The organism is Terrabacter koreensis (assembly GCF_054783315.1).
In genome coordinates this window covers 1-18,251 of sequence record NZ_BAAGQU010000007.1, presented here as the reverse complement: position 1 = coordinate 18,251, position 18,251 = coordinate 1, and the positions used below count along the sequence as shown (strand labels likewise).

15 protein-coding genes are annotated in these 18,251 nt (G+C 72.6%); 5 read left to right on the top strand and 10 right to left on the bottom strand.

The genetic code is table 11. The annotated features are described in order from the left end of the window. Position 1 precedes the first annotated feature (1 nt). Positions 2-391: a winged helix-turn-helix transcriptional regulator gene (locus ACYVNR_RS16980; protein WP_458802353.1), complete on the bottom strand. Its 390-nt coding sequence runs from the start codon at positions 389-391 to the stop codon at positions 2-4. 92 nt (positions 392-483) lie between these two features. On the opposite strand from ACYVNR_RS16980, the gene ACYVNR_RS16975 reads away from it, so the two are divergent. Beyond that, positions 484-1,353, top strand: coding sequence for an SDR family oxidoreductase (locus ACYVNR_RS16975; protein ID WP_461049585.1), 870 nt, complete (start codon positions 484-486; stop codon positions 1,351-1,353). Positions 1,354-1,498: 145 nt separating this feature from the next. Here ACYVNR_RS16975 and nirD read toward each other — a convergent pair whose 3' ends face one another. Genes nirD through ACYVNR_RS16950 form a run of 5 tightly spaced genes read right to left on the bottom strand, consistent with a single transcriptional unit; the run spans position 1,499 to position 9,778 of the window. Further along, a complete protein-coding gene (gene nirD / locus ACYVNR_RS16970; RefSeq protein WP_082080678.1) occupies positions 1,499-1,918 on the bottom strand; it encodes a nitrite reductase small subunit NirD in 420 nt (139 codons plus the stop codon). A 30-nt stretch (positions 1,919-1,948) separates the two neighbouring features. Further along, on the bottom strand, positions 1,949-4,513 hold the full coding sequence (nirB, locus tag ACYVNR_RS16965; RefSeq protein WP_461049583.1) for a nitrite reductase large subunit NirB: 2,565 nt from the start codon (positions 4,511-4,513) through the stop codon (positions 1,949-1,951). Continuing rightward, positions 4,513-6,117, bottom strand: coding sequence for an FAD-dependent oxidoreductase (locus ACYVNR_RS16960; RefSeq protein ID WP_461049581.1), 1,605 nt, complete (start codon positions 6,115-6,117; stop codon positions 4,513-4,515). Before ACYVNR_RS16960 ends, nirB begins: the two co-directional genes overlap by 1 nt. Beyond that, on the bottom strand, positions 6,114-8,294 hold the full coding sequence (locus tag ACYVNR_RS16955) for a molybdopterin oxidoreductase family protein (protein ID WP_461049579.1): 2,181 nt from the start codon (positions 8,292-8,294) through the stop codon (positions 6,114-6,116). The genes ACYVNR_RS16960 and ACYVNR_RS16955 overlap by 4 nt, the downstream gene beginning before the upstream one ends. Continuing rightward, positions 8,291-9,778: a nitrate/nitrite transporter gene (locus ACYVNR_RS16950; RefSeq protein WP_458802341.1), complete on the bottom strand. Its 1,488-nt coding sequence runs from the start codon at positions 9,776-9,778 to the stop codon at positions 8,291-8,293. Before ACYVNR_RS16950 ends, ACYVNR_RS16955 begins: the two co-directional genes overlap by 4 nt. Positions 9,779-9,994: 216 nt before the next feature. On the opposite strand from ACYVNR_RS16950, the gene ACYVNR_RS16945 reads away from it, so the two are divergent. Further along, on the top strand, positions 9,995-10,825 hold the full coding sequence (locus tag ACYVNR_RS16945) for an alpha/beta fold hydrolase (protein ID WP_045187665.1): 831 nt from the start codon (positions 9,995-9,997) through the stop codon (positions 10,823-10,825). 6 nt (positions 10,826-10,831) lie between these two features. On the opposite strand, the gene ACYVNR_RS16940 is transcribed toward ACYVNR_RS16945, so the two are convergent. Beyond that, complete coding sequence (locus ACYVNR_RS16940) at positions 10,832-11,530, bottom strand: LuxR C-terminal-related transcriptional regulator (protein WP_045187663.1); 699 nt, start codon at positions 11,528-11,530, stop codon at positions 10,832-10,834. Further along, complete coding sequence (locus tag ACYVNR_RS16935; protein ID WP_461049576.1) at positions 11,527-13,017, bottom strand: ATP-binding protein; 1,491 nt, start codon at positions 13,015-13,017, stop codon at positions 11,527-11,529. The genes ACYVNR_RS16940 and ACYVNR_RS16935 overlap by 4 nt, the downstream gene beginning before the upstream one ends. Positions 13,018-13,142: 125 nt before the next feature. On the opposite strand from ACYVNR_RS16935, the gene ACYVNR_RS16930 reads away from it, so the two are divergent. The 3 genes from ACYVNR_RS16930 to ACYVNR_RS16920 all read left to right on the top strand — a co-directional run bounded on the left by ACYVNR_RS16930 (position 13,143) and on the right by ACYVNR_RS16920 (position 17,153). Beyond that, positions 13,143-14,492 (top strand): PspC domain-containing protein, encoded by a 1,350-nt coding sequence (locus ACYVNR_RS16930; RefSeq protein ID WP_461049574.1) that lies wholly within the window; start codon positions 13,143-13,145, stop codon positions 14,490-14,492. Beyond that, positions 14,489-15,082, top strand: a complete 594-nt coding sequence (locus tag ACYVNR_RS16925) for a hypothetical protein (RefSeq protein WP_461049572.1) — start codon at positions 14,489-14,491, stop codon at positions 15,080-15,082. The genes ACYVNR_RS16930 and ACYVNR_RS16925 overlap by 4 nt, the downstream gene beginning before the upstream one ends. A 112-nt stretch (positions 15,083-15,194) precedes the next feature. Next, positions 15,195-17,153, top strand: coding sequence for a M13 family metallopeptidase (locus ACYVNR_RS16920; RefSeq protein ID WP_461049671.1), 1,959 nt, complete (start codon positions 15,195-15,197; stop codon positions 17,151-17,153). 50 nt (positions 17,154-17,203) lie between these two features. Here ACYVNR_RS16920 and ACYVNR_RS16915 read toward each other — a convergent pair whose 3' ends face one another. Both ACYVNR_RS16915 and ACYVNR_RS16910 read right to left on the bottom strand, forming a co-directional pair. Beyond that, the gene (locus ACYVNR_RS16915) at positions 17,204-17,662 is read right to left on the bottom strand and encodes a GNAT family N-acetyltransferase (RefSeq protein WP_045187658.1); all 459 of its coding nucleotides are present in this window, start codon (positions 17,660-17,662) and stop codon (positions 17,204-17,206) included. Further along, positions 17,659-18,123: an SRPBCC family protein gene (locus ACYVNR_RS16910; RefSeq protein WP_461049570.1), complete on the bottom strand. Its 465-nt coding sequence runs from the start codon at positions 18,121-18,123 to the stop codon at positions 17,659-17,661. Before ACYVNR_RS16910 ends, ACYVNR_RS16915 begins: the two co-directional genes overlap by 4 nt. Positions 18,124-18,251 lie beyond the last annotated feature (128 nt).

Sequence of the window (18,251 nt, the reverse complement as noted above, 5' to 3'; positions counted from 1 at the left end):
GTCAGCGCGCGGCTGCGGAGGCCTCGGCGTCGGCGAGGATGTCGGGCGCGTTCTCGACGATCCACAGCATGAGCGGCACCAGGCGCTCCGCGAGCTCGGCGCCCCGCGCGGTCAGGGAGTACTCGACGTGGGGCGGCACCACCGGGCGGGCGTCGCGGTGGACGAGACCGTCGGCCTCCAGCATCCTCAGCGTCTGGGCCAGCATCTTCTCGCTGACACCCTCCGCCCGCCGGCGCAGCTCGCTCCACCGCAGCGGCTCGCCCTCGGACAGCGCCAGGAGCACGAGGGTGCCCCACTTGCTCGTCACGTGGTCGAGCACGACGCGGCTGGGGCACCCGGATGCGTAGACGGCATCCGGGAAGTAGTCGCGCAGCGTCTGGCTAACCGTCATGTCAGTACCTTACTTGAAAGTGGGTACTAACTTCTGGGAAGTAGGCAGGCCGGTCGTTCACCTGGGTGTCCACAGCCTTGGAAAGGAACGTCATGACCCTTCTCGTCACCGGTGCCAGCGGCCACCTCGGCCGCCTCGTCGTCGAGGCCCTGCTCGACCGCGGCACGCCCGCCGCCCACATCGTCGCCACCGCCCGCAAGACCGAGTCGCTCGCCGACCTCGCCGAGCGCGGGGTCGAGGTGCGCCGCGCCGACTACGACGACCCGGCCTCACTCGACGCGGCCTTCACGGGTGTCGACCGCCTCCTCTTCGTCTCCGGCAGCGAGGTCGGCGCGCGAATCCCTCAGCACACCAACGTGGTCGAGGCCGCCAAGAAGGCCGGCGTCGGCTTCGTCGCCTACACGAGCATCACCCGCGCCCACACCTCCGACCTGGCGCTCGCGGCCGAGCACCGCGCGACCGAGGAGCTCCTCGCGGCCTCAGGTCTGCCGCACGCCCTGCTGCGCAACTCCTGGTACCTCGAGAACTACACCGGCCAGCTGCCGACCGTCCTCGAGCACGGCGTGGTCCTGGGCGCCGCCCGCGACGGTCGCGTGAGCGCGGCGTCGCGTGCCGACTACGCGGCTGCCGCTGCGGCGGTGCTCGCGGGTGGTGACCACGACGGCGCCGTCTACGAGCTGGGCGGCGACCACGCGTTCACCCTCGCCGAGTACGCCGCCGCGGTGGCCGGCGTGACCGGTCGTGACGTCGTCTACCGCGACCTCTCGGTCGAGGACTACACGGCCGCGCTCGTGGCAGCCGGGCTCCCCGAGGGGTATGCCGCTGTGCTCGCCGACAGCGACCGTGGCATCGCCGAGGGCGCCCTGCTCACCGACTCCGGTGACCTGTCGCGCCTCGCCGGGCGCCCCACGACCGACCTCGAGGATGCCGTCCGGGCCGCCCTCGTCGCCAGCGCGGTCTGACCCCCTGCAACACCGCTGCACGAAACTGAGCACTCGACGCACACCCAGCGTCGAGTGCTCAGTTTCCGACGGATGCGGTGCGACGGGAAATGAGCACTCGAGTGGGACCGTTGCGCGTCGAGTGCTCAGTTTCCGACGGGCTTCCTCAGGGAAGCGAGAGGCCGATGTGGACGATGCCGTGCTGGACGCGGACGGCATACGTCGGCAGCGTCGTCGCCTCGTCGTCGAGGGCGGCGCCGGTGCGCAGCGAGAAGACCTGCTTGAGCAGCGGTGACGCGACCGTCGGCTCGCCGCCCCGGTCGCCGGTGAGCCCGCGCGACAGGACGGCGGCGCCGGCGTACGGGTCGAGGTTGTCGACGGCGTAGATCATCCCGTTCGGCAGCAGGAAGAGCGCGGCCTGGGCGCCGCCGGGCAGCAGCACCGCGACGCCGCGGCCGGGCACGAGCCGGTGGACGTCGCAGGCCGGCACCCACTGCTTGGCACCGGGGGCGGGCACGATCCCTGGACGGACGACAGTGCGGGCAGGTGCGGTCGTGTGAACGGGGGCGGTGGCGAGGGTGGTCATCGGGTTCCTCTCTGGTGCAGTCGGACTCGGTCACTCGGGGCGGTTCGTGGACGGCATGCCGAGCATCACCGGCACCTTGCGCGGGCCGGACTCGTCGAACGCGACGGTCGGGTCCGCCGCCTCCGGTGCGTTGACGAACGACACGAAGCGGGCGAGCTTCTCCGGGTCGTCGAGCACGGCCTTCCACTCGTCCTGGTAGCCGGCGACGTGGCGCGCCATGGTGGCCTCGAGGTCGGCCGCGATGCCGAGCGAGTCGTCACAGACGACGGCCTTGAGGTGGTCGAGACCGCCCTCGAGCGAGTCGAGCCACGGCGCGGTGCGCTGCAGCCGGTCGGCGGTGCGGACGTAGAACACGAGGAACCGGTCGATGTAGCGCACGAGCGTCTCGTCGTCGAGGTCGCTCGCGAGCAGTCGCGCGTGGGCAGGCGTCTGGCCGCCGTTGCCGCAGACGTAGAGGTTCCAGCCCTTGTCGGTGGCGATGACGCCGACGTCCTTGCCGCGTGCCTCGGCGCACTCACGGGCGCAGCCCGAGACGCCGAACTTCAGCTTGTGCGGCGAGCGGAGCCCGCGGTAGCGGTGCTCGAGGTCGACTGCCATGCCGACCGAGTCCTGCACGCCGTAGCGGCACCACGTCGACCCGACGCACGACTTCACGGTGCGCAACGACTTGCCGTAGGCCTGCCCGGACTCCATGCCGACGTCGACGAGGCGTTGCCAGATGGCCGGCAGCTGCTCGACGCGCGCGCCGAAGAGGTCGATGCGCTGGCCGCCCGTGACCTTGACGTAGAGCCCGAAGTCCTGGGCGATCCGGCCGATGGTGATGAGCTGCTCGGCGGTGACCTCGCCGCCCGGCATACGGGGCACGACCGAGTAGGTGCCGTTCTTCTGGATGTTGGCGAGGAAGTGGTCGTTGCTGTCCTGCAGTGCGGCCTGCTCGCCGTCGAGGATGTGGTCGCTGCTCGTCGACGCGAGGATCGAGGCGACCGTGGGCTTGCAGATCTCGCAGCCGGTGCCCGTGCCGTAGCGAGCGATGAGCCCCGAGAAGGTGCGGATGCCGGTCGAGGCGACGATCTCGAAGAGCTCGGCGCGGCTCTGCTCGAAGTGTTCGCAGAGCGCCTTCGACAGCTCGACGCCCGAGTCGACGAGGAGCTTCTTGACCGTGGGCAGGCAACCGCCGCAGGTGGTCCCCGCGTTCGTGCAGCCCTTGATGGCCGCGAGGTCGCAGGCGCCCTCGGCGATCGCGCCGCAGATCGAGCCCTTCGTCACGTTGTTGCACGAGCAGATGACGGCGTCGTCCGGAAGTGCGGAGCCGAGCGCTGAGTCGTCGATACCGGCGGGGGAGACGAGTGCACCCGGGTCGCCCGGCACCTCGCGCCCGACGTACGCCTTGAGCGTCGTGTACGCCGACGCGTCGCCGACGAGGATGCCGCCGAGCAGCGTCCTGGCGTCGTCGCTGACGACGACCTTCGCGTAGGTGCCCTTCGTCGCGTCGGTGTGCACGATCTCGAGGGCGCCGGGAGTCGTGGCCATGGCGTCGCCGAAGGAGGCGACGTCGACGCCGAGCAGCTTGAGCTTGGTCGACAGGTCCGCGCCGGGGAAGGTCGCCTCACCACCGAGCAGCCGGTCGGCGACGACCTCGGCCATCGTGTAGCCCGGCGCGACGAGCCCGTAGCAGCGGCCCTCGACCGCGGCGACCTCGCCGACGGCCCAGACGTTCTCGTCGCTCGTGCGGCAGGCCAGGTCGGTGACGACGCCGCCACGCTCGCCGACGTCGAGGCCGGCGTCGCGGGCCACGGCGTCCGACGGGCGCACCCCGGCGGAGAAGACGACGAGGTCGGTGAGCAGCGCTGTGCCGTCGGACAGCTCGACGGCGAGGCGGCCGTCGTCCTGCGGCGAGATCGAGCTCGTGCCGGCGCCGGTGTGCACCTGGACGCCGAGGTTGCTGATGAGCCCCTCGAGCACGGCCCCGCCGCCCTCGTCGACCTGCAGCGGCATGAGCCGGGGGGCGAACTCGACGACGTGCGGGGTCAGGCCGAGCAGCCGCAGCGCGTTGGCGGCCTCGAGCCCGAGCAGCCCGCCTCCGACGACGAGCCCGTTGGCCTCGCGGCCCTCGGCGCGGGCGCGCTCGTGCGCCACCTCGGCGGCGGCACGGATGCCGTCGAGGTCGTCGAGCGTGCGGTAGACGAAGCACCCGCTCGAGTCGTGGCCGGGCACCGGAGGCACGAAGGGGTACGAGCCCGTGGCCAGCACGAGCGAGTCGTACGCGATGACGTCGCCGGCGCTCGTGGTGACGGTCCGCGCCACGCGGTCGACCGTCTCGGCACGGGTGCCGAGGCGCAGGTCGACCAGGGCGTCCTCGGCGTACGTGTTGCCAGCGAGCGCGAGCGCCCCGCGGTCCCAAGCCCCCACGTACGAGGAGAGGCCGACGCGGTCGTATGCCGCCTCCGCCTCCTCGGAGAGCACGACGACCTTCCACGTGCTCTCGGTGTCACGCGAACGCAGCGCCTCGACGAAGCGGTGGCCGACCATGCCGTGTCCGACGACGACGACGGTGCGGGCGTCGGTGCCGTTGTGGTTCTCGGTCGTGGTGGTCATCAGGCGGCTCCTTCGGTCAGGGCGGCGGGTGCCGGCACCGGTGCGGGGCTGGACTGGTCTGGAGTGGACTGGTCTGGAGTGGACTGGGCGGGTTCAGCTGGGGCAGAGGCGGGCTCGGCCGACCTGAGCCACGAGCAGAGGCCGTCGACGGCGCCCTTGCACGAGCCGCAGCCGGTCGTGGCGCGGGTGGCCTCGGCTACGGCGGCGACGCTGTCGGCGCCGGCGCGGAAGGCGCCCACGATGGCCGACTTCGTCACCGTGTTGCAGCGGCAGATCACGGCGGAGCCGGGCATCTCGGCGAGGTTCACCGTGTCGGGGGCGGTCGAGCGGGTGACGGCACGACCGAGCATGAGCGCGAGGCGGTCCCGCGGGACGGCAGCGCCGGTGTCGTAGAGCTGCGTGAGGGCCCCTGCGGCGTCGCCGACCCCGAGCAGGATGGCGCCGACGAGCCGGTCCTGGCGCAGCACGAGCTTGGCGTAGCGGCCGCGCACCGGGTCGGTGAAGGCGAGCACCTCGTGGCCGGGGTCGTGCACGTCGACGTCGACGGTGCCCATGCTCGCGAGGTCGATGTCGTGCGCCTTGAGCCGGGTGAGCACGCTCGTGCCCTCGTAGGTGGCGTCGGCGTCCGCCCCGGTGAGCACGTCGGCGAGGACGCGAGCCTGGTCCCATCCGGGCTGGACGAGGCCGGGCACCTCGCCGCGGTGCTGGCTGCACTCGCCGATGGCGTGGACGTGGGGCACCGAGGTGGCGAGCCGGTCGTCGACGACGACGGCACGGTCGACGTCGAGGCCCATCGCGACGGCGAGATCGGTGCGGGGACGAACCCCTGCAGCAACGACGACGAGGTCGGCTGCCACGGCCGATCCGTCGCTCAGCACCACGTGGGCCGGCTCACCGTCGCGGGCCGGGTGGCGTGCGGTGACGAGCTGGCCGAGCACGAGGCGCGCCCCGATGCCGCGCACGACCCGGGTGAGCACCGCGCCACCGTCGGCGTCGAGCTGGCGGTCCATCGGGAAGTCCTGCGGGTGGACGATCGTCACCTCGACACCACGGGCCAGGAGGCCCCGTGCAGCCTCGAGCCCGAGCAGGCCGCCGCCGAGCACCACTGCGGTGGAGGCGGACTCGGCTGCTTCCACGATGCGGGACGAGTCGTCCACGGTGCGGAACGCGACCACGCCCTCGGCAAGCGAGGCGTCAGGACCCGGCGTGCCGGCGTACAGCCCCTCGGTCGGGGGGACGAACGCCGTGCTGCCGGTGGCGAGCACGAGCTCGTCCCAGGCGATCGTGCGCTCGGTGCCGTCGGCGTCGGTCAGGGTGGCGACCCTGGCAGCCGTGTCGACGGCCGTGACCCGCGCGCCGGTGACGACGTCGACGTGGCGAGCGGCCCACCAGCCGTCGGGCTTGAGGCGGGTGTCGCGTGGTGTGATGCCGCCGGCGACGACGGTCGAGAGCAGGACCCGGTTGTAGGCGGCGTGCGGCTCCTCGCCGACGACGGTGACCGCGAAGCGTGTGGCCTCGGGGTCGCGGTGCCGGACCTCCTCGGCGAGCCGGGCACCGGCCATGCCGTTGCCGACGACGAGCACGCGGCGGGGGGTGGGGGTCATGAGACGGCCTCCAGGCGGACGGCGCACGCCTTGAACTCGGGCATGCGGCTGGTCGGGTCGAGGGCGGCGTGCGTCAGCGAGTTCGCTCGGCCGTCGCCGGCCCAGTGGAACGGGAGGAAGACGACGTCGCCGCGCATGTCGTCGTCGAGGCGCACCGACGCCCTCGTGCGGCCGCGGCGGCTCACGACGTCGACGAGGTCGCCGTCGGCGACGCCCGCCGCGTCGGCGGTGTCGGGGTGCAGCTGCACGAACATGTCGCCCGCGGCCGCCGACAGCTCGTCGACGAGCCGGGTCTGCGCGCCGGACTGGTAGTGCTGGAGCACCCGGCCGGTCGTGGCGACGAGTGGGTAGTCCGCGTCGTCGGCCTCGGCCGGCCCGACGTGGTCGACGGGCACGAAGCGGGCGCGCCCGTCGGGCGTGGCGAACGCGTCGAGGAACAGACGCGGCGTGCCCTGGGGCCGCTCGGGGGTGCACGGCCAGTGCAGGCTCTCGCCGGCGTCGAGGCGCTCCCACGTGATGGCGGAGTAGTCGGCCGGTCCGCCCGCCGACGCCCGGCGCAGCTCCTCGAAGACGACGCGCGGGTCGGTGGGAAACCCTGTGCTGCAACCGATCCGGGCAGCCAGTTCGCTCCACACCTCGAGCTCGCTGCGGCACAGGCCCGGTGCCGCGAGGGCGCGCCGGCGTCGCAGCACGCGACCCTCGAGGTTGGTCAGCGTGCCCTCCTCCTCGGCCCACTGCAGCACGGGGAGCACGACGTCGGCGACGGCCGCGGTCTCCGACAGGACGAAGTCGCAGACAACGAGCAGGTCGAGGGAGGCGATCCGCTCGGCAACGGCCCGCGCGTCGGGCGCGGAGACGACGGGATTGCTGCCGTGGACCATGAGCAGCCGCGGGCCCCCGTCGGTGCCGAGGGCAGACAGCAGCTCGAACGCGCTGCGGCCCGGGCCGGGCAGGTCGTCGGGGTCGACGCCCCACACGGCCGCCACGTGGGCGCGCGCCGCAGGGTCGTCGATCTTGCGGTAGCCGGGCAGCTGGTCGGCCTTCTGGCCGTGCTCGCGCCCGCCCTGGCCGTTTCCCTGGCCGGTGATCGTGCCGAAACCCGTGCCCGGGTTGCCCGGCAGCCCGAGCACGAGGGCGAGGGCGATGAACGCCGTCACGGTGTCGGTGCCGCTCGCGTGCTGCTCGCTGCCGCGGGCCGAGAGCACGTACGCGCCGCGCTCGGTGTCGCGCGCCCGGGCGAGGGCCGCGACCGCCGCGCGCATCGTCGTCACCGAGACGCCCGTGACCCGCTCGACGCGCTCGGGCAGCCACTGGGCGGCGACGGGCCAGAAGTCGTCGAAGCCCGAGGTGCGCTCGGCGACGTAGCGGCGGTCGGCGTACCCCTCGGTGACGGCCAGGTGGATCATGCCGAGGGCGAGGGCGGCGTCGGTGCCGGGGCGCAGCTGGAGGTGCAGGCCGCCGCCGTCGACGGCCTTGGCGGCCGTGGGGGTCAGCCGCGGGTCGGCGACCATGAGACCGCCCGCGTCGGCGGCGCGCACGAGGTGCGTGAGGAACGGCGGCATCGTCTCGGCGGGGTTGGCCCCGAGGAGCAGGACGGCGTGTGCCGACCCGATGTCGGTCACGGGGAAGGGCAACCCGCGGTCCAGGCCGAAGCAGCGGATCCCGGCGGCGGCAGCCGAGCTCATGCACCAGCGCCCGTTGTAGTCGATCTGGCTGGTCCGCAGGGCCACTCGCGCGAACTTGCCCAGCTGGTAGGCCTTCTCGTTCGTCAGACCTCCGCCGCCGAACACAGCCACGGCATCCCGGCCGTATGCCGCCTGCGTCCGGACGATCGCGTCGGCGACGACGTCGAGGGCCTGGTCCCACGACGCGGGGGCGAGCTCGCCGTCCCGGCGGACCAGGGGAGTGGTGAGCCGACCGGGCGTGCGGAGCAGCTCGGCGCTGGTCCACCCCTTCTGGCAGAGGCCGCCCCGGTTGGTCGGGAAGCGCCGCGGGGCCACCGTGAGGTCCTGCGCCGACGAGCCGGTCAGCGTCATCGCGCACTGGAGGCCGCAGTAGGCGCAGTGCGTGGCGACGCCGGGCTGCCCCTGCGGCTCGGAGGGGTTGCCCCCTCCGAGCGCGCGGGTCGGCACTGCGGTGGTGTCGGCCGTGCGGCCGGCGGTGGTCCGGGTCGTCATCGTCGGTAGCGCACCTTGGTGAGGACGGCAGCGCCGACGTAGAAGAGCGTGAAGACGACGAACGCCGCCGTGGCCGACTTCGCCGCACCCTGGTACGACGCGCGCAGGCCGAGGTTGATGAGCACCCCACCCACGGCGCCGATCGCGCCGGCGATGCCGATGAGGGCTCCGGACATCGAGCGCGACCAGGCGGCTCGCTCGACGGTGGGGCCGGGGATCGTGGCCGCCTTGGTCTCGAAGAGCGCCGGGATCATCTTGTAGACCGAGCCGTTGCCCAGCCCGGAGAGGACGAAGAGCAGCACGAAGCCGCCGATGAGGCCGGTGAGCTGCAGGCCGGTCGCCGCTCCGGCGGTGACGTCGTCGGCGCGGGCCGAGAGGGTCACGAGCACACCGGCGCAGGCCATGCCGACGAAGGTCCACAGGGTGACGGCGGCCCCGCCGCGACGGTCGGCGAGCCTGCCGCCCCAGACCCGGCTCACCGAGCCGAGCAGCGGGCCGACGAAGGCGATCTGGGCCGCGTGCAGGCTCGCCGCCGCGGTCTGGGCCGGCGTCGGTGCGGCGCCGCCGGTGAGGCCGGCGAGGAAGGTCTGGTTGAGCACCTGGCCGAAGGCGAAGCCGAAGCCGATGAACGAGCCGAACGTGCCGATGTAGAGCAGCGAGATGACCCAGGCGTCGGCGTGGCGGAGCACCTCGAGCATCGCCTTCGGGTTGGCGGTCTGGTGGTCGAGGTTGTCCATGAAGACGGCGGCGCCGACGCTCGCGACCGCGAGCAGCACGAGGTAGACGGCGCAGACGACCTCGGGCCGCCGGTTGCCCAGCGTCGCGATGACGAGCAGGCCGACGAGCTGGACCACGGGGACGCCGATGTTGCCGCCGCCGGCGTTGAGGCCGAGGGCCCAGCCCTTCATCCGCTGCGGGTAGAACGCGTTGATGTTCGTCATCGACGAGGCGAAGTTGCCGCCACCGAGGCCGGCGAGGGCCGCGACGGCCATGAAGGTCCCGAGCGAGTGCCCCGGGTTGACCATGAGCCACCACGTCAGGACGGTGGGCACGAGGAGCGCCACGCCGCTGAAGATGGCCCAGTTGCGGCCGCCGAAGAACGCGGTGGCCATCGTGTAGGGCACGCGCAGCACGGCGCCGACGAGGGTCGGTACGGCCACGAGGAAGAACTTGTCGGCCGGGGTGAAGCCGTAGACGGCCTGCGGCATGAAGAGCACCATGACCGACCAGATCGACCAGATGGAGAAGCCGATGTGCTCGGTCGCGACGGACCAGACGAGGTTGCGCCGGGCGACCTTGCTGTTGCCGGCCTCCCAGGCCACGGTGTCCTCGGGGTCCCAGTCGCGGATGACGCGCGAGCGGGGCGCGGTGAGCTGGCGGAAGCGGCTCGGGCTCTCCGGGACGAGGGTGGTCGGCGTGCTGGTGGGGGCGGCGACGCTGCCGTTCGTGCTGGTGCCGGTGCTGTTTCCGGTGGTGGTGCTCACGGGTTCCTCCTCGGGAGGCGGGTCGGGGGCCGCTGCGAGAGCGTGGCGCCCACGCTAGGAAGGCGGTGTTGCACGACGTCCGGCCTGCTGTGACACCGCGGTTACATCTCCCTCACCGCGCCGTCGCAGGGGCGTGAGGTCACGCACGCGGCACCGTCGCGGAGGCCTCACCGAGGCCCACGACGAGCGTGAGGCGACCCCGCGTAGGCTCGCGGCATGACGTCTGCTCCGGACCAGGCCTCGCTCAACACGCTGTCCGTGGGCACGGCCGGGCCGCGTGTCGCCTTCCTGCACGGGCTCTTCGGCCAGGGCCGCAACTGGACCCAGATCGCGAAGGCGGTGAGCGGCCCCGACGGCTCCGACGCCCAGTGTCTGCTCGTCGACATGCCCGACCACGGCCGGTCGCCGTGGTCGCAGGAGTTCAGCCTCGACGCGTACGCCGACGCCGTCGCCGCCACGCTGCGAGCCGCGGCTCCGGGGGAGTCCTGGATGGTCGTCGGACACTCGCTCGGCGGCAAGGTCTCGATGGTGCTCGCGCTGCGCCACCCCGAGCTCGTCGGCCGCCTCGTCGTGGTGGACATCGCCCCCAAGGGTTACGGCTCGCTCGAGCGGTTCGAGGGCTACATCCGCGAGATGCAGGACCTTCCTCTCGCCGAGCTCGAGAGCCGCGGTGACGCAGAGGCCCGCTTCGACGAGCCCGACCCCGGCGTCAAGGCCTTCCTGCTGCAGAACCTCCGCCGCGAGGGACAGTCGTGGCGCTGGCAGGTCAACCTCGACCTCATCGCGGCCGACGCCGCCCTCGGCGTTGACTCACGCATCGCCGACTGGCCGCGCGACGTCGACGCCCTGCCGGCGTACGAGGGCCCCGTCCTGTGGGTCGCCGGCGGCGACTCGCGCTACATCAAGCGGGAGGACGGCGACCGCATGCGTCGGCACTTCCCGCGCACCCGCCTCTTCACGATCAAGGGCGCGGGCCACTGGGTGCACACCGACGCCCCCGAGATCATCGTCACCGCCCTGCGCCGCTTCCTCCACGCGCCAAGGTAGTTCGGGTCAGAGGAGGCGGCGGCCCATCGCCCAGGCCGTCAGCTCGTGGCGCGAGCTGAGCTGCAGCTTGCGCAGCACCGAGCTGACGTGGGTCTCGACGGTCTTGACGGAGATGAACAGCTCCTTCGCGACCTCCTTGTACTGGTAGCCGCGCGCGATGAGGCGCATCACCTCGCGCTCGCGCGCCGACAGGCGGTCGAGCTCCTCGTCGATCTCGGCGACCTCGCCGGCCGCCGCACCGAAGGCGTCGAGCACGAAACCCGCGAGGCGCGGGCTGAAGACGGCGTCACCGTCGGCCACCCGGCTGATCGCGGTCAGCAGCTCGTCGGCGCTGATGGTCTTGGTGACGTAGCCGCGTGCACCCGCCCGGATCACGGCGATGACGTCCTCGGCGGCGTCGGAGACCGACAGGGCGAGGAAGCGCACCGGCACGTCGGCCGTCGACTGGACCCCGGCACAGGCCCGGATGACGTCTGCGCCGCCGTGTCCGTCGCCGCCGGGGAGGTGGACGTCGAGGAGCACGACGTCGGGCCGCTGCTCGGTGATGACCTGGACGGCCGACTCCACCGCACCCGCCTCGCCGACGATCTCGAGTGACAGCGAGCCCGACGCCGCCGACGCAGCCGTCAGCTCGGCGCGCACGCCGGTGCGGAACATGTGGTGGTCGTCGACGATCACGATGCGGATCGTCCGCGGGTCGGTCATGAAGCCTGCTCCTGGGTCTGGGTCTGGGTCGGCGTCTGGGTCGGGGTCTGGGTCTGGGCCGAAGTCTGGGTCTGGGCCGACGTCTGGGTCTGGGCCGACGTCTGGTTCTGGGTCTGTGCCGTCGCGGCGTCGGGGTTCTTCGAAGGCGCAGCCTTCGGGTCGGCGGGCTCGGGGTCGGCCGGCTGGCGCACCGGGAGGCGCAGCTCGATCTCGGTCCCGTCGGCGCGGTGCCGGATGCGGGCCGTGCCGCCGTGCCGCTCCATGCGGCCGATGATCGACTCGCGCACGCCCGCGCGGTCGTCGGGCACGTCGTCGAGGTCGAAGCCGGCACCGTGGTCGCGCACGAACGCCTCGACCGCGTCGGGGCCGACCTCGACGTACGCGCTGACGGGCGGGCTTCCGTGGCGCACCGCGTTCCAGGCGGCCTCGCGGACCGCCTTGACGAGGGCGTCGAGATGCTCGTCGATCTGGCGGTCGCCGGTGACGACGAGCTGCACGGGCACGCCGTGGAGGTCCTCGACCTCACCCATCGCTGCGGTGAGCGCGGCGCCGAGCGTGCCCGCGCGGGCGTCCTCGTCGTAGAGGTAGCTGCGCAGCTGGCGCTCCTGGGCGCGGGCGAGCCGGGCGACCGTCGCGGCGTCGGACGACTGGCGCTGGATGAGCGCGAGGGTCTGCAGCACCGAGTCGTGCAGGTGGGCCGCGATGTCGGCGCGCTCGGTGGCGCGGATGCGGGCCGCCTGCTCCAGGCGCAGGTTGCTCCAGAGCCGCAGGATCCAGGGCGCGCTCAGCACGGCGACCCCGACGAGCGCGGCGAGCACGGCACCCCCGACCTGCCACAGGGCGGTGAGGTCGGTGCCGCGCACGAGCAGCCCGACGAGTCCGAGGATCGTCAGGCCGAGGCCGACGACGAGCCAGATCCACCGGACCGGGCGGCGGGCGCCGATGGCGTCGGTGTCGTCGAGCTGCGACCAGAAGAAGATGGCGCCGATGACGATGGCCACGACGGGCAGGATCACCTCGGCGTGCACGTCTAAGCCGGCGCTGCCGAGCCAGAGCGCGCCGGCGAGGGCGAGTGCCGCGACCCCGAGCAGCGTGATGAGGACGGCCTGGTTGCCGCTGCGCAGCCAGGTGCGCAGGCTCGCCAGATCGATGTGGTGGTGGCCGTGGCCGCCGCCGGCCGAGGAGCCGGGTGACGTGGTGGCGCCGGTCGGGTCGGCCACGGGCGCCGGAGCCACGGGGACGACGTCGCCGATCTCGCGCATCGTCGCCCAGAGGAACACGTAGACGGCGAGTCCGGCTCCGAAGGGGATGCTCGTCAGCACGAGGGCGATCCGCACGGCCGACACGGGCACACCGAGGTGGTCGGCGAGCCCGGCGGCGACACCCGCCACGACCTTGCCCTGCCGGTGGCGCACGAGCGGCGGCCGCTGCGCCGCCCGCCACGCGGGTCGCGCCGGTCCCTGGCCGTTCTCGTATGCCGTCTGCACCGTCCCATCCTCACCCACGGGGGCGCGTGAGGGCGACCATCCGGGCCTGCTTTGGGGGTCGCGTCAGGGTGCGCTCAGGGTCGACCCTCATGGTTGCGCCGCGGCCGCGCCGCCAGTCTGGAGCCATGACGAAAAGCAATGGGGCCCCGACGCAGGGCCATGGCCTGGACGGTTTCTACACCGCCCTGCGGCGCCCGGGCATCGTGCGCGGCAGGGACGGTCGCTGGTTCGCCGGTGTCGCGACGGGGATCGCGCGGTGGCTCGGCGTGGACCCGCTGGTCGTGCGCGCCGGTTTCATCCTCTTCTCCATCTTCTTCGGGATGGGCGTGGCGCTCTACCTCGTGCTCTGGCTGCTCATGCCCGACGAGCAGGGCGAGATCCACGTCGAGCGCGCGCTGAGGCACGGCGAGGGCAGCTCCATCTTCCTGCTCGTCGTCACCGCCATGTCGGTGCTCGGTGGCGGCCCCTGGTGGGGCGGTGACACGCAGGGCTTCCGTGTCTTCGGCTTCGTGCTCCTCGTCGTCGGCGCCTGGTGGTTCCTCACCCGCACCGACACCGGCCGTGACCTCATGGCGCAGGCCCCGTGGAAGGGCTCGGGCAACCGCCCCGCGTCCACGGCCACCGGCGCGGCCACTGGCACGCCCACCGACCCGTACGCGTCCACGGACCCGGCCACGGGCGGCACGTCGGCTCCGGCCGCGACGTCGCACCCGGCATACGGCTCCACGGGCAACGCGGCCGCCAACGCGGGCGCCACCCTGGTCACGCCGCGGCCGCCGGCGCCGACGCCGGTGCGCCAGCGCACGCCGTCGATCGGCTTCGCCGGCGGGCTCCTCGTGCTGGGGCTGTCGATCATCGCCGGTGTGGTGATGGCGCTCCTCGTCCCGTGGGCCGGCTGGTCCGGCAACCCCGTCGCCATCGGGATCGCTTCGGGCGTGGGCGTGCTCGGCCTCGCCATCGTCGTCGCCGGCATCGCCGGCCGCCGCTCGGGCCTCGGCTTCTTCGCCGTCGTCGGCATCGTCGCCGCCGCCATCACGACCGCGGTCCCCGCCGGGCTGAACCACCCCTGGCAGGTCGGTGAGAAGTCGTACACCGTCACGACGCTGACACCCGCGCCGACCTACGAGCTGACCCTCGGCTCGATGAAGCTCGACCTCACGGCTGCCGACTACAAGGCCACGCCCACCGCCGACACGGTCCGCGCGACCATGGGTGCCGGCGAGCTGAACATCGTCGTTCCCGAGAAGGTGAAGGTCGTCGTGCACGCCAAGGCGCGGGCGGGTGAGCTGGTCGCGACCGGTTCCGGCGTGACCGGGACGGGTATGACCGAGCTCGGCCCGGGGCAGCTGAGGCACGAGGGCACCGACTGGAACGAGACCGTGACGTTCGGGGACGCCGGCGCCACGACGGAGATCACCGTCGATGCCGAGGTCGGCGTGGGCTCGATCCGCGTCACGACGGCGAGCGCGTCATGAGCACCGGCAACGCCCACGACCCGGCCGAGGCAACGGGGCCCGGCGACACCACAGACACGACCACGACCCCACAGGAGACCGGCACCATGAGCAACGACAGCACCAGCGCAGGGCCGCAGTTCAGCGACCCGCTGGCCGACCCGGTGCCCCTCCCCGAGTCCGGCCCCGACGCGACGACGACGATCCCGGCCTCCTCCACCCGGGCGCTGCCGACGACGAGCCCGTTCCGTGTGGAGCCGTCGGCCCCGGTGCCCGACGACGTCGTCACCGACGCGACGCAGCTGCCGCACCTGCCGCCGCCGTCGCTGCCCGACCCGTCGCAGCCCGGCGCGTGGCCGCCACCGGCAGGCACGGCGCCGAGCCACCACGACCCACGGCCGGCCCTTGTGACCGTGCGCAAGGGCCCGCGTCCCGGCTCGATCATGTTCGGGCTGCTCACGATGATCGTGGCCGGGTGGCTGCTCGCCGCCAACCTGACCGACTCGGACCTCACCTTCCGCCTCGTCGGGCCGCCCATGATCGGCGCCTTCGGCGGGATGCTGCTCGTCGTCGGGCTCGCCGGCGTCGTGGCCGGACGGCTGCGCCGCTAGACGCCGGCTCCCGTCCGTGCCGGGTCGTGACTCGGCGAACGGCCTCGCGTGGTTAGGCTCGGGGCACGTTCGCCGGGACGGTCCGGCGCGGGTACGAGGAGACATCGTGGTCATGAAGTCCGGCATCAACCTCGAGGCGCTCGACCGGTCGGCCCGGCCGCAGGACGACCTGTTCCGGTTCGTCAACGGCACGTGGCTCGACACGACCGAGATCCCCGGCGACCGGGCGCGGTTCGGCACCTTCGACATCCTGCGCGAGGAGTCGACGTCGCGGGTGCGCGACCTCATCGAGGCGGCGGCCGCCGACCACGACAGCGCACCCGGGACCCCGAAGCGCCAGGTCGGCGACCTCTACGCCAGCTTCACCGACACCGACCGCGTCGAGGAGCTCGGCCTGACCCCGCTCCAGGCGGTGCTGTCGGAGGTTGCCACGGTCGTCGACGAGAGCACCCTCGGCGCTGCCCTCGGGCGTCTCGAGCGCGATGGCGTCGACGGGCCGCTGCGCCACTTCGTGGCTCCCGACGAGCGCTCGCCGGAGCAGTACGTCGTCTACCTCGAGCAGGGCGGCCTCGGCCTGCCCGACGAGTCGTTCTACCGCGAGGACAAGTACGCCGACATCCGCACCGCCTACGTGGCGCACATCGGGCGGCTGCTGGGCCTCGCGGGCATCCCCGACGCCGAGGGCAAGGCCACCCGCGTCATGGCGCTCGAGACCCTCCTCGCCTCGTCGCACTGGGACAACGTCACGAACCGCGATGCGGTGAAGACCTACAACGCCCACACGCTCGACGAGGCGAAGCAGCTCGCGCCCCAGTTCCCTTGGGACTCCTGGTTGTCCGCTCTCCAGGCGCCGTCGGGGTCCTTCGACAAGGTGGTCGTCCGCCAGCCGAGCTTCGTCAGCGCCCTGGGGGCGGCGCTGGAGTCGGTCGACATCGACGACTGGCGCGCGTGGCTGACGTGGCACGTGCTCTCGGAGTTCGCGACCCTGCTGCCCCAGTCCTTCGTCGACGAGGACTTCGACTTCTTCGGTCGCACGCTGTCAGGGCAGCCCGAGAACAAGGAGCGCTGGAAGCGCGGGGTGGCCGTCGTCGAGTCGTGCGTCGGCGAGGCCGTCGGGCGGCTGTACGCCGAGCGGTGGTTCCCGCCGGCGGCGAAGGAGCGGATGCAGGAGCTCGTCGGCAACCTCGTCGCGGCGTTCCGCGCGTCCTTCTCGTCACTCGAGTGGATGGGCCCCGAGACGCGAGCCCTGGCCCTCGAGAAGCTCGACGCCTTCACCCCGAAGATCGGCTACCCCGACGTCTGGCGTGACTACTCCACCATCGAGATCGACCCGGCCGACCTCGTCGGCAACGTGCGTCGCAGCACTGCCTTCGAGATCGACCGCAACCTCGCCAAGCTCGGCGGCCCCATCGACCGCACCGAGTGGTTCATGCTGCCGCAGCACGTCAACGCCTACTACATGCCGTCGATGAACGAGATCGTCTTCCCGGCGGCGATCCTCCAGCCGCCCTTCTTCGACCTCGAGGCGGACGACGCCGTCAACTACGGCGGCATCGGCGCCGTCATCGGGCACGAGCTCGGGCACGGCTTCGACGACCAGGGCTCCCGCTACGACGGCACCGGGGCGCTGCGCGACTGGTGGACCGAGGGCGACCGCGAGCGGTTCGACGCGTTGGCCAAGCGGCTCATCGAGCAGTTCGACGGCTACACGCCGGCCGGGCTCGACGGGTCGCACAAGGTCAACGGCAGCCTCACCGTGGGTGAGAACATCGGCGACCTCGGTGGCCTGCAGATCGGCTACTCGGCCTACCGCATCGCGACCGAGGGCACCGGCATGTCCGAGATCGACGGCTTCACCGGCCCGCAGCGCTTCTTCATCGGGTGGGCGCAGGTCTGGAAGGGCAAGGCCCGCGAGGCCGAGGCGATCCGCCTGCTCGCCATCGACCCGCACTCGCCGCAGGACATCCGGGGCAACGCCGTGCGCAACCTGTCGGAGTTCCACGAGGCGTTCGCCGTGAAGCCCGGCGACGGCCTGTGGCTCGCGCCCGACGAGCGGGTCCGCATCTTCTGACCGTCTGGTGCCCCGACACGACCGAGGGTGGGCGCCGGCCGCGCCCGCCATCAGCCGTCGAGCGGCAGCTTGAGGCCGACGTGCGAGGCGACGAAGCCGAGGCGCTGGTAGAAACGCCGCGCGTCGGTGCGGCTCGCGTCGCTCGTCAGCTGCACCAGCGTGGCGCCGAGCCGGCGCGACTCCTCGACGGCCCAGGTGACGAGCTCGGTGCCGAGTCCGCTTCCGCGCTCGCCGTCGGCGACGCGTACGCCCTCGATGATGGTGCGGGTCGCGCCGCGACGGGAGAGCCCCGGGATGACCGACAGCTGGAGCGTGCCGACGACGGCACCGTCGCGCTCGGCGACGACGAGGTGCTGGCCGGGGTCGGCGACGACGCGGTCGTAGGCCGCGTCGTAGGCCTGCGTGTCCGCGGGATCCTCACGACCCGCGCCGAGGGGGTCGTCGGCGAGCATCGCGACGATCGCCCCGACGTCGTCACGGGTCGCCGGTCGGATGACGAGCGAGGTCATGCGGCCTCGGCGGTGCGCTTGAGCTGGGCGAGGCCCTTGTCCATGTCGGGTCCGACGAGCTTCTCCATCGACCAGAACTTGCTCATGATGCGCATCACGGCGTTCTGCGGGCCGGTCATCGCCCACTCGACACGGGTGCCGTCGGCGACGGGCGTCAGCGTGAAGTCGACACGGTTGTGCGCCTTCATCGGGGCGGCGAAGAGCAGGTCGACCCCGACGTGGCCGGTCTCCGACTCGAGGATCTCCATGCGTCCCTCGCCGGCCTTGCGGTTGCCCCTCCACGCGTAGACCGCGCCCACTCCGGAGGCGGCGCCCGCGTAGGTGCGGTCCATGGCGGGGTCGAGCCCCTCCCACGGCGACCATTTCTGCCACTCGTGGAAGTCGGCCAGGAGGGCGTGGATGCGCTCGGGCGGCGCTGCGATCGTCGTCTCGCGGGTGATGCGGAAGCTCTTGTCGGCCATGGCGGCATCCTGCCATCAGACGACGACCGGGGGAGGAGCCTCCCCTGGCGCCCCTCTCGACTAGGTGTACCCGGTCAGGACGTTGGTAACGGCGTGCCTGGCTGAGCAAACGAGAACCTCCGGATGGG